The sequence below is a fragment of the Paenibacillus sp. JT22N1 genome (genome assembly GCF_059692155.1).
In genome coordinates this window covers 139,726-155,317 of the sequence record NZ_JCAUAW010000006.1, presented here as the reverse complement: position 1 = coordinate 155,317, position 15,592 = coordinate 139,726, and the positions used below count along the sequence as shown (strand labels likewise).

The 15,592-nt window shown below is 43.0% G+C and carries 12 protein-coding genes; 11 read left to right on the top strand and 1 reads right to left on the bottom strand.

Features of this window, described 5'->3' with window-relative positions; genetic code table 11:
• The first annotated feature begins 18 nt into the window (after positions 1-18).
• The 5 genes from glgB (at position 19) to cls (ending at position 7,315) form a co-directional block, all read left to right on the top strand.
• On the top strand, positions 19-2,025 hold the full coding sequence (gene glgB / locus AC58UU_RS13720) for a 1,4-alpha-glucan branching protein GlgB (RefSeq protein ID WP_497316447.1): 2,007 nt from the start codon (positions 19-21) through the stop codon (positions 2,023-2,025).
• Complete coding sequence (locus AC58UU_RS13715; RefSeq protein WP_497316445.1) at positions 1,968-3,116, top strand: glucose-1-phosphate adenylyltransferase; 1,149 nt, start codon at positions 1,968-1,970, stop codon at positions 3,114-3,116. The genes glgB and AC58UU_RS13715 overlap by 58 nt, the downstream gene beginning before the upstream one ends.
• A gap of 6 nt (positions 3,117-3,122) precedes the next feature.
• The gene (gene glgD / locus AC58UU_RS13710; RefSeq protein WP_497316443.1) at positions 3,123-4,232 is read left to right on the top strand and encodes a glucose-1-phosphate adenylyltransferase subunit GlgD; all 1,110 of its coding nucleotides are present in this window, start codon (positions 3,123-3,125) and stop codon (positions 4,230-4,232) included.
• Positions 4,233-4,254: 22 nt separating this feature from the next.
• Entirely contained in the window at positions 4,255-5,694 is a 1,440-nt protein-coding gene (gene glgA, locus AC58UU_RS13705) for a glycogen synthase GlgA (RefSeq protein ID WP_497316441.1), read from the top strand.
• Positions 5,695-5,857: 163 nt separating this feature from the next.
• Positions 5,858-7,315, top strand: coding sequence for a cardiolipin synthase (gene cls, locus AC58UU_RS13700; RefSeq protein ID WP_497316440.1), 1,458 nt, complete (start codon positions 5,858-5,860; stop codon positions 7,313-7,315).
• A 91-nt stretch (positions 7,316-7,406) separates the two neighbouring features.
• Here the strand turns inward: cls and AC58UU_RS13695 are convergent, their stop codons facing one another.
• Positions 7,407-7,835: a VOC family protein gene (locus tag AC58UU_RS13695; protein ID WP_497316438.1), complete on the bottom strand. Its 429-nt coding sequence runs from the start codon at positions 7,833-7,835 to the stop codon at positions 7,407-7,409.
• 276 nt (positions 7,836-8,111) lie between these two features.
• On the opposite strand from AC58UU_RS13695, the gene AC58UU_RS13690 reads away from it, so the two are divergent.
• The 6 genes from AC58UU_RS13690 (at position 8,112) to AC58UU_RS13665 (ending at position 15,590) form a co-directional block, all read left to right on the top strand.
• Positions 8,112-8,609: a DinB family protein gene (locus AC58UU_RS13690; RefSeq protein ID WP_497316818.1), complete on the top strand. Its 498-nt coding sequence runs from the start codon at positions 8,112-8,114 to the stop codon at positions 8,607-8,609.
• Between the two features lie 315 nt (positions 8,610-8,924).
• On the top strand, positions 8,925-10,760 hold the full coding sequence (locus tag AC58UU_RS13685; RefSeq protein ID WP_497316436.1) for a cache domain-containing sensor histidine kinase: 1,836 nt from the start codon (positions 8,925-8,927) through the stop codon (positions 10,758-10,760).
• Positions 10,761-10,877: 117 nt separating this feature from the next.
• The gene (locus tag AC58UU_RS13680; RefSeq protein WP_497316434.1) at positions 10,878-12,239 is read left to right on the top strand and encodes an ABC transporter substrate-binding protein; all 1,362 of its coding nucleotides are present in this window, start codon (positions 10,878-10,880) and stop codon (positions 12,237-12,239) included.
• Between the two features lie 25 nt (positions 12,240-12,264).
• A complete protein-coding gene (locus tag AC58UU_RS13675) occupies positions 12,265-13,134 on the top strand; it encodes a carbohydrate ABC transporter permease (RefSeq protein ID WP_497316433.1) in 870 nt (289 codons plus the stop codon).
• Positions 13,131-13,952, top strand: a complete 822-nt coding sequence (locus AC58UU_RS13670; RefSeq protein ID WP_497316431.1) for a carbohydrate ABC transporter permease — start codon at positions 13,131-13,133, stop codon at positions 13,950-13,952. Before AC58UU_RS13675 ends, AC58UU_RS13670 begins: the two co-directional genes overlap by 4 nt.
• Positions 13,953-13,988: 36 nt before the next feature.
• Positions 13,989-15,590, top strand: coding sequence for a response regulator (locus AC58UU_RS13665; protein ID WP_497316429.1), 1,602 nt, complete (start codon positions 13,989-13,991; stop codon positions 15,588-15,590).
• Positions 15,591-15,592 lie beyond the last annotated feature (2 nt).

Sequence of the window (15,592 nt, the reverse complement as noted above, 5' to 3'; positions counted from 1 at the left end):
AATTTAAGGAGGGATAACGTGGGGGCAAATGTTGGTATACCTAGCTCAGAAGACTTGTTTCTGCTTCATGAAGGATCCCTTTACCACAGTTATCGCATCTTAGGGGCGCATGTAAGCAAAACAAAAGGGCAAGAGGGAGTTCGTTTTGCCGTATGGGCACCTCATGCCAAACAGGTTTACTTGCTTGGTGATTTCAACAGTTGGCAATCTGGGACACATCGTTTGGAGAAGTTTAGTACTCTTGGCTTATGGATATTGTTCGTTCCAGAAGCTAGTGAAGGCGATCATTACAAATTTGAAATTCATAGCGAGACGGGCCAGATTTTGTTGAAAGCAGACCCGTATGCCTTTTATTCGGAATTACGTCCGGGTACCGCATCGCGTGTTGTTGATCTAGAAGGTTATGAATGGAAGGATCAGGCATGGCAGCAGCAGAAAAAGGAAAGCCCCGCTTACAATAAGCCATTATCTATTTATGAGGTTCATCTGGGTACGTGGCGCAAAAAGGATCGACATAGTGAAGATTTGTATACCTATGATCAGCTTGCTGAAGAGCTAGTCGATTACGCAGTTGAAATGGGGTATACGCACATTGAATTAATGCCGCTCGCAGAGCATCCGTTTGACCGTTCTTGGGGCTATCAAGCAACAGGCTATTTCTCCGTTACTAGCCGTCACGGTACTCCGAAGGAATTCATGCATTTCGTTGACCGCTGTCACCAAAAGGGGATTGGGGTCATTATGGATTGGGTCCCTGGCCATTTCTGTAAGGACAGTCATGGACTGAGGCAGTTTGATGGGAAGCCGCTGTATGAATATGAAGACCCTCGCAAAGCCGAGAAGTTGGAATGGGGCACACTTACTTTCGATTTTGGTCGACCCGAGGTTCAAAGTTTCTTAATCTCAAATGCTGTATTTTGGATGGACATGTATCATATTGATGGGATTAGAGTGGATGCTGTGGCTTCTATGCTGCATTTGAATTTTGGCAGATGGAGCGAGGAACCGATCAAGAATCAATGGGGTGGGGATGATAATCCCGAAGCGATCGCATTCCTGCGCAAGCTGAATCAGGCTGTCTTCTCCTTCTACCCTGATGCGCTGATGATGGCTGAGGATTCTACCGATTGGCCGCTCGTTACTGCGCCTGTCCACGATGGAGGACTCGGATTTAATTATAAGTGGAACATGGGTTGGATGAACGATATGCTGCGTTATATGAAATTAGATCCTATTAACCGCAAGTATCATCACAAGCTGATCACGTTCTCATTCATGTATGCCTTTAGTGAAAATTATGTACTGCCGCTTTCGCACGACGAAGTGGTGCATGGCAAACGTTCACTTCTTCATAAGATGCCAGGCGATTATTGGCAGAAATTTGCTAACCTTCGCGTTCTATATGGATATATGACGGGTCACCCTGGTAAAAAGCTGCTGTTTATGGGCAGTGAATTCGGGCAATTCGACGAATGGAAAGATCTTGAAGAACTTGATTGGTTTCTACTTGAAGGCTATGAAAAACATAGTCAAATGCATCATTATGTCAAGGCACTTAATCAATTTTATTTGGACCAACCGGCATTGTGGCAGCTGGATCATCATCAGGATGGGTTCGAGTGGATCAACCCTCATGATGAGAGCCAGAGCGTTGTGACCTTTATGCGCAAAGGGAAATTGCCTGAGGATGACTTGATTCTCGTTTGTAATTTCACCCCTGTGGTACACCCGGATTACCGAATTGGCGTTCCTCGGCATGGTGTGTACGAAGTCGTATTTAACAGCGATGCACCCGAGTTTGGTGGTTCTGGTCAAGGTAACTCAGAGCCAATATCCAGTGAAAAGCGTTCATGGCACGGGCTGCCGAATAGTTTAGCGTTGTGTATTCCGCCGCTTGCGGCTGTTTATATAAAATGTGTGAGTGAATTCCAAACTGTGATTGACGAAGTTGAAGGGGGAAATCAGATATGCGCAGTAAAGAATGTGTTGCCATGCTCCTCGCTGGAGGAGAAGGACGAAGATTAGGCGTTCTGACGAACAATTTAGCCAAGCCAGCCGTTCATTTTGGCGGGAAGTATCGTATCATTGATTTTACCCTCAGCAATTGTACGAATTCAGGGATCGACACAGTTGGTGTCCTAACCCAGTATCAACCTCTCGTACTAAATACTTACATTGGAATTGGAAGTTCATGGGACCTTGACCGCAAATATGGCGGTGTGACGGTCTTGCCGCCGTTCATGGAACAAAAAGGTGGGGATTGGTATAAAGGAACCGCGAATGCCATTTATCGCAATATCGGCTTTATTGAGCAATATGATCCCGAATATGTTTTGGTCATCTCGGGTGATCACATCTATAAAATGGACTATGATCTGATGCTGTCTTACCACAAAGAGAAGAAAGCCGACGCAACGATTGCTGTCATTGAAGTTAAATGGGAGGAAACGAACCGATTCGGTATCATGAGCGTCAATGAGAAACAAGAAATAACTGAATTTGCAGAAAAACCGAAAGAAGCGAATAGTAATTTGGCTTCGATGGGTATTTATATTTTTAATTGGAGCGTATTGAAATCTTATCTTACCCAGGATGAGGAAAATCCTAACTCCAGTAAAGATTTTGGGAAAGATATTATTCCAATGATGCTGAAAGATGAGGCGAGAATGTTCGCTTATCCTTTTGAAGGCTACTGGAAAGATGTAGGTACGATCGATAGTCTGTGGGAAGCAAACATGGACCTGCTGGACGACAATAATGAGCTTAATTTAAATGATAAGGACTGGCGGGTTTACTCCCAGAATCCTTACCAGCCGGCTCAATATGTGGCACCAACTGCGAATATTAAGCGTTCACTCGTTAATGAAGGCTGCGCGATATTCGGAGATGTCGATCACTCGGTATTGTTCTTCGGTGTACAGGTTGGCGAAGGAAGCCAGATTCGTGACTCCGTCATTATGCCTAATGCCAAAATTGGTAATAACGTTACGATTAACAAAGCGATTATCGGCGAAAACACGGTCGTTGAAGACGGTGCTGTGGTAGATGGCAAAGGGGAAATTGTACTTATTGGTGGCAATGAACGGATAACAGCGAATGCCAATCAGAAGGGATGATGTTGAGTGAAACATGTGATGGGAGTCATTAATTTAGTGAATGAACCGGATGATTTGGAGGAACTGACCTACTTTCGTTGCCCAGCATCCGTGCCGTTCGGCGGTCGTTATCGACTAATTGATTTTACATTGTCAAATATGGTGAATTCCGGCATTGATAATGTGGCTGTATTCACTCAACATAAATATCGTTCGCTCATGGATCATCTTGGTTCTGGGAAAGAATGGGATTTGGACCGGAAGCGGGGTGGCTTGTTCGTTCTCCCTTCTGTGCTCAATGAACCAACAGGGATATCACGTGGTGATTTATACCAGTTCTATAGCCATAGAGATTATTTCTATCGTGGTAAAGAAGAGCTTGTCATTATTTCACGAAGCCATATGGTGTGCAACCTCGATTTGCGTGACGCTGTGCGTTATCATGAGGATTCCCAAGCAGACATTACGGTTATCTATAAGCAAACAGATGAGGATATTCAAGGAAAATTCCGTCGGTTAGCGGTCAAGGATAGCGGGCAAGTGACTCTCATGGAGGATCACACAGGAAGATTGCGTACAAACAACATTTCAATGGAAATGTACATCATGAGCAAAGCGCTGCTGCTGGATATGGTTGAATCTTGCTTAGCGCAAGGTTACGATCATTTGGTTCGCGATGGCATTATGAAAAACATTGACAAACTCAGTGTGTATGGCTACAAATTCGAAGGCCATGTAGGGATTGTGAACTCGATTCAAGGCTACTACAAGCACAGTATGCAGCTGCTTAATCCGGCGATCTGGAGAGAGCTTTTCTTCCAGAAAAACCTGATTTACACGAAGGTTAAAGATGAACCGCCTGCGAAGTACTTGGATACCGCAGCAGCTAAAAACGCGCTCATCGCAAACGGCTGCATCATCGAAGGCAAAGTGGAAAATAGTATCCTGTTCCGTGGTGTGAAAATCCGGAAAGGCGCGTACGTGAAGAACAGCATCATTCTCCAAAACTGTGAGATTGAGGAGAATGTTATCATTGAGAACGCAATCCTGGATAAGGATGTCTTCATTAGTCGTGGACGTGTCTTAACAGGAGATAACAAAGCACCATTCATTGCTGCGAAAACGAAAGTGATCTAGTTCAAATAAAAGGAGTAGGAAGATGAAAGTACTATTTGCTGCATCTGAGGCTGTACCTTTTATTAAAACAGGCGGTCTAGCTGACGTAATTGGCTCCTTACCGAAGGAGCTTACTCGTCAAGGACTGGATGTGCGGGTTATTTTACCTAAGTATGGCGATATCCCTGCTGTTTATCGGGAAGCAATGACGAAGGTAGCCACATTTGATGTGTACATCGGTTGGAGAAAGCAATACATCGGGATTGAGATGCTTCAGCATGAGGGAGTCACCTTTTATTTCGTGGATAATGAGTTTTATTTCAAGCGTCCAGGCATTTATGGTTATGGAGACGAGGCGGAGCGTTTTGGGTTCTTCTGCAGAGGGATTATTGAGGCGCTCCCGTTACTTGATTTCCAGCCGGATGTGATTCATTGCCATGATTGGCAAACGGGTATGATTCCTGTGCTGCTGAAGGCACATTATCAACACCTCCCTTTCTATAGCGAGATGAAGACAATGTCTACCGTTCATAACTTGAAATACCAAGGTGTGTTTGATCAATCCCTATTAAAGGATTTGTTCGGTTTATCAGACGATCATTTTACAGGAACTGCGCTTGAATTGCATGGTGGCGCAAGCTTCCTCAAAGGCGGACTTCTCTATTCGGATCGGATAACAACGGTAAGTCAGACCTATGCTGAGGAAATACAAACTCCCTTTTATGGTGAATTTTTGGACAGCTTGCTGCGTCATCGCAAAGATCAGTTAACGGGCATCGTGAATGGCATTGATTACGACGTGTTCGATCCAATGACCGATCCGCATCTGGCTGTGAATTATCGAGATTCCTTACCGAAGAAACAGCAGAATAAGCTAGCTCTGCAGGAGCGCTTGGGTCTGCCTGTGAATAGTGATGTACCGATGATTGCGTTGGTCACTCGCTTGGTGCAGCAAAAAGGACTTGATCTCATCCAGCATGTCATATCAGAGATTCTCGCTTTGGACATTCAACTTGTCGTTCTCGGTACAGGCGACTATGGGTATGAGCAAATGTTCCGATATGCGGTTCAAACGCATCCAGATAAGGTGTCTGCTCAAATCTACTTCGATGAATCTCTTGCACATCAAATCTATGCTGCATCTGACTTATTCTTGATGCCGTCACAGTTCGAGCCTTGTGGGATTGGGCAGTTGATAGCACTACGTTATCGATCTGTACCCATTGTTAGAGAAACTGGCGGACTGAAAGATACCGTGCAGCCTTATAATGAGTTCACGGGTGAGGGTACCGGATTCACATTTAGCAACTATAATGCGCATGACATGCTGCATATCATTCGCCGTGCTGTGTTTTTCTACAAGAATGATAGAGAGGCATGGTTGAAAATTCAGCAAAATATGAAAAAAGGCGATTTCAGCTGGAAAAAGTCAGCACAGCAGTATATCGCACTTTATAAAGTAATGCTTACTAACAACGCTTAAAAGGAGACTGGAGGCATTTTGCTTCCAGTCTCTTCTGTCTAATTCCTCTTCATTTTATTCTTGATGACCTCTTATTCACCTTGTGAATAGGGGGTCTTTTCCTAATTTGTCGAAATTCAGGTATAATAGCGATGAGTTGATATAAATGGTTTGGAGTGGTGTTATGGACTGGATATCGCATGTACTAACTGTCGTCTTTGTAATCAATATTTTACTCGCCATAACGGTTGTGTTCTTAGAACGTCGAAACGTGGCGGCAACTTGGTCATGGCTCATGGTGCTCTTATTCATTCCGATTCTCGGTTTCCTGCTCTATGTGATGCTTGGACAAAATTTGAGCCGCAGAAAGCTGTATAAATGGAACCGCCGTATGCTGGAAAGAGTGCAGACCGTCATTTCAGAGCAGCGGGAACAGCTGATCGACGGGACGCTGCCCTATATTGATCCGATGGTAAGTCAATATCGAGATTTGATTTATTTGAATGTCGCAACGAATGATGCGTTCCTCACGCAAGATAATGGTGTACATATTTTCACAGACGGTGTGGCTAAATTCAGTGATTTACTGATGAAAATTGAAGCTGCTGAGTCGCATATACATATGCAGTATTATATCGTTAAGAATGACTCGTTGGGTCACAAGGTCATGGAAGCTCTTACGAGGAAAGCAGAGCAGGGTGTCAAAGTTAAATTCTTATATGACGATATTGGCTCAAGGTCCTTGAAAGAGTCCTTTTTTCGAGATTTCCTAAAGGCTGGCGGGCAAAAAGCTGCATTTTTCCCATCGCGAATTCCATTTCTGAACTATCGGGTAAATTATCGCAATCATCGTAAATTGGTTATTATTGATGGTCAGATTGGGTACATGGGTGGATTCAATGTCGGTAATGAATATCTGGGTTTAGATCCGCGATTTGGTTACTGGCGAGATACGCACCTTCGTTTGACCGGAAGTGTTGTTCGCGCTTTGCAGTCGAGATTTATTCTGGACTGGAACTTAGCATCCGTTCAGCAGTTGGAAGTTGAGCCGGAGTATTTTCCCGATTCTATGGTGGAAGCCAATAGCTTGGAACACGTGCCTATGCAAATTGTGGCAAGTGGACCCAATGAAGCATGGCCGCATTTCGTGTATACATTCCTGAAAATGATTCACATGGCCAAGAGCAGAATCCTCCTGCAGACTCCTTATTTTATCCCTGAAGAGAGCATGTTGAATGCGCTGCGCATTGCTGCTCTATCGGGCATTGACGTTAGAATCATGATCCCTGCGAAAGCAGATCATTTGTTTGTTCACTGGGCTTCCTTGTATTATGTAGGAGAATTGCTGCGAGCAGGAGTGAAATGCTACTTATATGATCAAGGCTTTCTTCATGCGAAAACAATCATCGTCGATGGGCAGGTTGCCTCTGTTGGGACGGCCAACTTCGATATTCGCAGCCTCCGGCTTAATTTCGAGACTAACGCCTTGATGTATCATGCAGAGACGGCGAAGAAGCTGGAGAACACCTTCTGGAAAGATATGGATGGCTGTATGGAACTGACGTTAGAGGAATATGATAAGCGTTCATTACGGATTCGGTTTCTGGAGTCCATTTCTAAGTTGGTTTCTCCCATATTGTAAGCAAAAGTGTAGTCTATGCAAAAAAAAGGATATCCAATCATTTCTTGAGAAAGAAAGATTGAATATCCTTTTTGTATTGTGAAAAGATTAATTAATAAACCGATTCACCATTGTCATAGTTAAACTGCCATTGAATGCCGAATTTATCTTCTAAACTGCCGTAGCATTTGCTCCAGAAAGTTTCTTGAAGCTCCATGCCTACTTTGCCGCCTTCTTTCAGCTTATGGAAGGCTGACTTCACTTCATCGATATCCTTACTGACTAAGGAAAGGCTAATGTTGTTCCCGGCAACGTAAGGCATTCCTGGGAAAACATCGGAGAACATAACAGTACTTCCAGAAATGCTAAGACGTGCATGCATAACTAAATGTTTGGCTTCCTCAGGAAGAGGGAAGGATGGGTCGGGTGGTGTATCTCCAAAGGTCATGATTTGTGGCTTGTCTAGTCCAAAAACTTCAGCGTAATACTCAATAACTTCACGAGTGTTTCCATTAAAATTAAGATATACATCAATAGCCATTAATTTCACTCCTTAGGTTTGATTGTCTATCATTTCCATATTGTATCATTTAACAGTTCTAAAACCAATATACCTGCTCATGAACAAATATAAAAATTATATGAATATCGGTGATAGGAACACATACCTGCGGAAAATGAACCAACTTGACATTTTGAATAAATTTGGCATACTATAGTTTATGCAATTATATTTTGTGCAATTTAATTTGAGGTTATCAAATTAAAAGCATACATAATAAATGAATGGAGGAGGTTGGAGATGACAGCCATGTCTATGAATGAATCCAATCGAGCATTTGGTGAAGCTCTTGTGAAATCATTAGTTGGAGAGCGAGGACATATTCCGATAACCAGAGCATTGCTGGATATTACTTCTGAGCTTGCAGGCACTCGTACCGCGGGTGCGCCATACACCATTTATCAGTTATTGAAGCATATGAGCTACTGGCAAGAATTTTTGTTGACTTACCTTGAGGGAGGCAAGCCTGAATTGCCTTCGCACGTCATGGATAGTTGGCCTAGCACAGAACGTCCGGAGAATGAAGTGGAATGGGAGTCGACTATTCAATCTTTTCTGCAAGGTGTAGAGAGAGCTTGTAAAATTGCTCGAACGACACAACTGGATGAAATACTTGAAAAGTTTCCGACGGAGACGAAAGCGGGGATTTTGCGCAACATTGCCTCACATAATTCCTATCACTTGGGAGAAATCGTTTTGCTCCGCCGAATGAATGGAGCTTGGCCGCCGCCTGGCGGAGGTTACCCCGCATAACTTATATCGATGGTGGAACAGCCGCTTGGAAAGATGCGTGTTTTGTTGTTGAATAGCTGATGATATATATCATTGAAAATCCCTTGCGAAAGCAAGGGATTTTATTTTAGTGCGCGCGTTTAGCCAGGTTAGGCCTTGCGATGCGGGGTTTGATATTCTTTTTCTTAAAGCTAAATTGCTTAACAATTTTTTGTTTATGAGTAAAAGTAAGAATTAATATAAAATGCTCTGAAATAAACCTACTCCGATCGAAGAGGTGTATGGTAAAATATTCCCATTCCTAGTTGAAACGTTTAAAGTTAGGGGGGTGTTATCATGCGTGGAAGTAAGCTTTGGGGGATTTTCGGGAAAATCCGATCCTTATTTTCCAAAATCCGTATCGTTCTTCTCTTCAGTTATTTCATTATTATTTTTATTTGCATAGCATCGGTAGGAGCTATTTCCTTCTATATTTCTTATCGCTCTGTATCGGAGCAGGTAGAATCGTCAAGTTTTCAAATCGTTCGACAAATTGAGAAAAATATGGATAATGATTTTCAAAACAAGCGAAATCTTCTGCTGGCGCCTTATTTCAGTCAGGAGTATATAGATGGAATTAATGCGTATGCGACGATGGATAAGCAGGATCAATTCCTGTTCAGGCAAAAGATTGGAAACTTATTTCTGAAAAGCTTTAACATTACACCAATCAGAGATTTTATCCGGGTTCAAATTTATTACAATAACGGAGAAATGCTAAATGCTTCGGATAATCAGAAGCCTTGGACAGCCGATGAAGTTCAGCAATCCGATTGGTTCCAGCAGACGGTAATCAATGACGGTCGTGTGCATTTTACCGGTCCGTCTAAAGGAGCGGTTTCTGGAAGTGATGAGACCGCATATTCATCGTCCATTTTAATTCGAGACTTTGCTAATCCCGACAATTTTATTGTTGTACGCGCGGAATACAATGTTGAATTGTTTCTCCATATTGGTCAGAACGATAGCCTTTCCACGAACAGCAAATTGCTCATTTTAGATCAAAATAATCAACAAGTATACGCCTCTTTTAAGCAGTCTGATGCTGTTCTCCGTAAAGATATGCTATCACGTATCACAAACGGCAGCGGAAAGTTCTGGTATGGCGGTGAGCAGGACAACCTGCTTGTTACATATACACAGTCGGATTATTCCAATTGGAAAGTCGTACTTGCGATGCCTAAGCATGAGATATTCGGTTCACTGGATCGAATCAAGACGGCAACACTACTTACAACGCTGATAGCCTTTTTGGTTACTATTATTATTTCCTTTTTGTTCGGGCAAAGAATTACCAATCCAATTCTGGACTTATATAGAACGATCAATCGAGTGAAAAGAGGCGACTTCTCGGTTCGAGTCCAAGTTAAAAGAAGCGATGAAATCGGAAGAATCGCGAAGAACTTTAACGACATGCAGGTTGAACTTCAAAACTTAATCGAATCCAAATATATATACCAAATTAAGCTTCAGCAAGTCGAGCTTGCTATGCTCTATTCACAAATTAATCCGCATTTTCTATACAATACGCTAGATAGCATTAAGGCAATGGCCGATTATTATGATGTTGAGAAAATCGGAGATATGGCTCAGTCACTTGCAGATATGTTCCGCTACAATATCAAAAATAAGGATGAAATGGTTACCCTTCGTGAAGAGTTGGAACAAATAGATTCTTATATGAACATTCAGGGAATCCGTTTCGAAGACAAAATTACGTATATTCAGGATATCGAGGACAATTTACTCGATTACCCGCTGCTGAAAATGACACTGCAGCCACTTGTGGAGAATGCGGTGTTCCATGGGGTGGAGCCGAAGATTGGGAAAAGCACGATCCGAATAATTGCTCACAAAGAAGGTGAATCTTTGCTCATCACAGTAAGTGATGATGGGGTCGGTATTTCGGCAGAGAGACTGAAGGCGTTAAGAAACGAACTCAGAAAACAGCGATTGTCAGAAGATATGCCTGTTTCTTCTGCTGCGGGCGGGGGCATTGGTATTCGCAATGTCTATGCCAGATATGCAATCCGCTTGGGCAAGCAATTCGAATGTAAAATAGAGAGTAAAGTAGGGGAAGGGACTCGTGTAACCCTCATCATTTCATCATGGAACTTTGTAGCGGACGTATAATTATTACTCTCAGGGTAAGAAAATTAAACATTTTTAGTCGAAATCGTGAATAGAGTCACGGAAAACGTTTTCATATAATTGACTTGTAAGCGATTCCTAAAGGAGGGTACTACAAAAATGAGAAAAATGAAAACGGTTTTGTCGATGTTAACGGTTTGTCTGGCAGCTAGTTCATTTACGGGATGCAGTAGTAACAATGCCACTACAGGAACGCCAGAAGTAAGCAAATCAGCGACAGCGACGAATACGCCAACCAGGACTATAGCTCCGACGAAAGATCCTGTCACCCTTACGTTTGTAATTCCCAATACAGTGGACGCTGTTCCATTTAACAAAATATTCGAAGCTTATCAAAAGCAAACCGGCAATAAGGTCGAATTACAAGCGTTACCCGGCGGTGACTTCGATAATATGATGAAAACTCGGTTTTCAACAGGCGATTTTCCTGATTTATTTTTGATGCAGCCAGGTACGAAGCAAAACGTCAAATTAAGGGCTGAGGAAACGCTTCATGAATGGAGTGCAGATGCAGCAGTATGGGATCGAATCATTCCATCGATGAAAGAATTCCAAACAACGCCGGACAAAAAGATCTATGGTGTTCCATTCGGGGCTACGGGTATGATGGGTGTTTATTATAACAAAGATGTATTTGGCAAGGTTGGCGTTCAGCCGCCTAAAAACTATACAGATTTAATTGAGACAGCCAAGAAAATAAAAGCTTCAGGCGTGACACCTTTCTATGAAGGAGTGAAGGATGGATGGCCGGCGCAAATCTTTTATTTGACAGGTTGGGTATCGGGTGTAGATCCGGCAATCGGCGATGAAGGCGTTCAGAAATTGGAGAAAAACCAACTCGGTCTTGCTGATATACCACAGGTGAAAGATTTATTTACGAAGCAGAAAGAATTGAAAGATCTCGGCTTATATCAAGATAATTTGATGGCGGGAACGTATGACGAAATGCAAAGTAAGATGGGTGATGGTAAAGTAGCCATGGTGTTTATGCTCGATGGCATTATTCCACAATTGGAGAAAAAATTCAGCAAAGACTTTGTTAAAGATCATATGGGGTTCTTCCCATTCCCTGCGGCGAATGATGCGGGTACTGCGTTGATTACGCCTCCTAACCAATTAATGGTGCCTGAAAAAGCAAAACATTCGAAAGAAGCTGTCGATTTGATCAAGTTCATGGTTACTCCTGATATGGTCAATCTATACTATCAAACAGCGCCTGGCATTCCTATCTTTAAAGATGCTAAAAGTGAATTGTATCCTGTGCAGCAAACGGTTAAAGGCTTAATCGATACAGGCAAAGCAAAAATCAACGTCCAAAACCGTCTAACACCAACATTTGCTGATTTCCAAAAAACGCTGCAAAACTTCTTCATTAATGGCAATGTAGATGCGGCAGTGAAGGAATTCGATGCCAACTATAAAAAAGACGGTAAGTCCAAACGTTTAGCAGGATTCGAATAACGCCAACTTGAAGGAGGGGGAGGCATTGGGGAAAAGCAAGTATCCACTCTATTTTTCATTTCCAGCTTTGGCTATTTTTCTGGTGTTTTTTATAACTCCAACCCTCATTGGGTTTTACTACAGCTTCACCGATTGGAACATCAATGCCAAGGATATTCGGTTCATAGGCTTTCAAAACTATGCGGCGATCTTTCAAGAGCCAAGACTTACAACCGCCTTGTTCAATACGTTAATCTTTGCGGCTGCTGTAACGGTACTGCAAAACGTATGTGGTCTTGGCTTAGCGCTCATTCTCAATGAAGCTCTTGTGCTGCGCAATGTGCTGCGGATGATATTTTTCCTTCCTTATGTAATCGCTCCGATTGTCATTGGTTATATTTTCCGTGCCATTTATCATCCTGAGCATGGGATTGTGAATCAGATTCTGGAGCAGATAGGGCTTGCAGCACTTGCGCATGATTGGTTGAACGATCCGAAGTATGCGTTGTTTTCTATTATTGTGACGGATATATGGCGCGTAGCTGGATTTTCTATGGTTGTGTATTTGGCGGGACTTCAGTTCATTCCGAAAGATTTGACGGAAAGTGCTTCTATGGATGGCGCGCAATACTGGAGCCGGTTCCGACATATTGTTTTCCCGCTCCTGGCACCTGCTTTTACCGTAAATGTGTTACTATCCATGATTGGTTCTATGAAAGTGTTTGAAATGGTTATGGTACTGACAGAAGGTGGACCGGGATATACGACAGAAGTGTTTTACACCTATATTCGCAGTATGTTCAGTTCAGGAGAGTTCGGTTATGCGACAACGGTTAACGTCGTGTTGTTCATCTTAGTTACTTGCATTGGTGTGCCGGTGCTGATGAAGATGAAGAAACGGGAGGTGGAGTTGTGAGACAACGGCGCAACATGCTTATTGTGCTCGAATTGGTGGCTATCTGTTTGGCACTGATGATCCTCATCCCCTTTCTGATGATTCTCGTCAACTCGTTCAAAGATATCCGTGAATCAGCGCTGTTCGGCTTGTCCCTCCCCACAGAGTGGCAGTTCAGCAATTATAAGGACATCTTTGCTCAGGCGCATATTGTACGCGGTTTCATGAACAGCTTCCTGATTTCGGGCTGCGTGGTGCTTTGCGTCAATGTGTTTGCATCTATGGCTGCTTTCATTATTCAACGAAGGGACAATCGCTTTTTGCGTACGGCGTACTATTTATTCATCATGGGCTTAATCGTGCCAGTTTCCATCGTTCCCACCATCAAGCTAATGGGTGATTTGCACATTCGAGGAACGTATTTCAGCCTTATCATGTACTATACGGCCGTATTGCTACCTTTTGCCGTATTTCTGCTAGTCGGATTCATGAAATCCATTCCACGAGAACTGGACGAAGCGGCGCTTCTGGAAGGCTGCGGTTATTTCCGATTGTATGTTCAAATCATTCTTCCGCTTATTATAACTGTGCTTGTAACGGTCGCGATCGTTGTCATGGTTTCGGTTTGGAACGATTTTTTCGGCCCTTTCTATTTGATGACAGACAGCACGAAGTGGACGATTGTGCTCCAAATTTTTAATTTTGTCACGATGTACAGCACGAATTGGGGCGTTGTGTTCGCTTTTATGGTGGTCGTTGTCGCTCCGATATTACTTATTTATTTGTTCCTTCAAAAGTATATTATTGATGGATTGACTGCTGGTTCTCTGAAGGGATAACAATTGGTGCAATCAAGCATCGGGAGGGTTTGGTCCATGCGAAAGGTAGTCATTGTCGACGATGAAATATGGATACGGAGGGGGCTTATTCAATCTATACCTTGGGATCGTTTCGGTTTCAGGCTTGTTGGAGAGGCTGGAGACGGGGAAGAGGCGCATAGGATCGCGCTTGCCGAGAAACCGGATCTACTTTTTCTGGATATGCGGATGCCTGGGCTGGATGGCAAACAACTGCTCGGAATGCTGCATCGTGATTTACCGGATTTATTGACGATCGTCGTAAGCGGGTATTCCGACTTTGAATATATGAAAGAAGCTATCCGACAGAAAGCATTTGATTATTTATTGAAGCCAGTTAAAAAAGATGAGCTAGTTTCTGTACTGGAGAGAGCAGTAGCAAGGATGAAACAGCAGGAAACTAAGAAGAGAACAGGGCAGTTTGACAGTAAGGGAGACTGGCTTCAAAGAGTTTTGTACCATGCGGTCACAGATGTAGAAGTTCGCGAGAATGAGGAAGAATTTCCTCTTCCTGAAGGATGGTCTTGCGGCGAAACCTATGTGATGGTCGGGCAGCGGGATACATTTCGAGATGGATGCGAGTCAAACAAACTTGTTGGGCAACTGAGGGAACAGTTAAACCGGAACAAACCATTTTTGTTTGGGGGAGAATGGAACTTCGTCGTAACAACCGCCCCGGAAGCAAATTGGGAATTCGTTATAGCTATCGTCGGTGAGCGACTGCAGCTAGAGGAAATGAATAAATTATGCCAAACCGTCCAAAGGTTGCTCAAACAAATGGAATTGGGCAGCTACAGCTTGGGTATCGGCTTGAAAAAAGAGGATGCCCACTATTTACGGCGTGCTTATCTGGAGGCAGGGCAAGCACTGAAAAAGAAAAGGCTGGGTGTGTCAGGTACCGTCCTTTGGGCTGAAAATGACATGAGTAATGAGCGAGTTAATTATCCTCAGGAGAAGGAAAATGCTTTTCTCCTTTCTCTTCAAATGGGCAACAAGGAAGAGGCTCAGCAAGAATGCGACATGCTGTTTGCTGCAATTAGTGAGGATTCAATGACTGTAGATCATTTGCAGAGGAGCGCCTTTTTGCTTGTCCACTCTATTGAAAAACAGCTTAGAGGAACGGAAAATCGGCTAGAGGAAGTAAGCGGTAAAAATCCACAAATGTATACAGAGATGATCCGGCAACGGAACGATGCGGCAGCTGTGAAACGGATTTTCGATGAAGAGATCATTCCCTCTGTACTTGAGTACTACAAACGTTCACATGAAAAACAAGGCAAGAAGATTGTCCGTATCATTCAGAATTTGATAGAAAACAACTATGATCAGCCGCTTTCCCTACATCAGATTGCTGAAAGTCATTACATGAACACGGATTATGTAAGCCGTTTATTTAAAAAAACGACAGGTCACAATTTTGTTGATTATATGACTGAATTCCGAATTAATAAATCTAAAGAACTAATGAGGTTGTCTAGCTATAAAAATTACGAGATTGCTCAAATGGTTGGCTACGAGGACTATCGATATTTTAGTCAAATCTTCAAGAAAAAAACAGGAATGACCATTGGTAAATACCGGATTGCTGCCGAAACTACATCAATGATGACTAAGGAGTGAAT

Coding starts and splice junctions, on each gene's coding strand:
- AC58UU_RS13715 (WP_497316445.1), top strand. CDS start 1,968: ATGCGCAGTAAAGAATGTGTTGCCATGCTCCTCGCTGGAGGAGAAGGA.
- glgA (WP_497316441.1), top strand. CDS start 4,255: ATGAAAGTACTATTTGCTGCATCTGAGGCTGTACCTTTTATTAAAACA.
- cls (WP_497316440.1), top strand. CDS start 5,858: ATGGACTGGATATCGCATGTACTAACTGTCGTCTTTGTAATCAATATT.
- AC58UU_RS13695 (WP_497316438.1), bottom strand. CDS start 7,835: ATGGCTATTGATGTATATCTTAATTTTAATGGAAACACTCGTGAAGTT.
- AC58UU_RS13690 (WP_497316818.1), top strand. CDS start 8,112: ATGAATGAATCCAATCGAGCATTTGGTGAAGCTCTTGTGAAATCATTA.
- AC58UU_RS13685 (WP_497316436.1), top strand. CDS start 8,925: ATGCGTGGAAGTAAGCTTTGGGGGATTTTCGGGAAAATCCGATCCTTA.
- AC58UU_RS13680 (WP_497316434.1), top strand. CDS start 10,878: ATGAGAAAAATGAAAACGGTTTTGTCGATGTTAACGGTTTGTCTGGCA.
- AC58UU_RS13665 (WP_497316429.1), top strand. CDS start 13,989: ATGCGAAAGGTAGTCATTGTCGACGATGAAATATGGATACGGAGGGGG.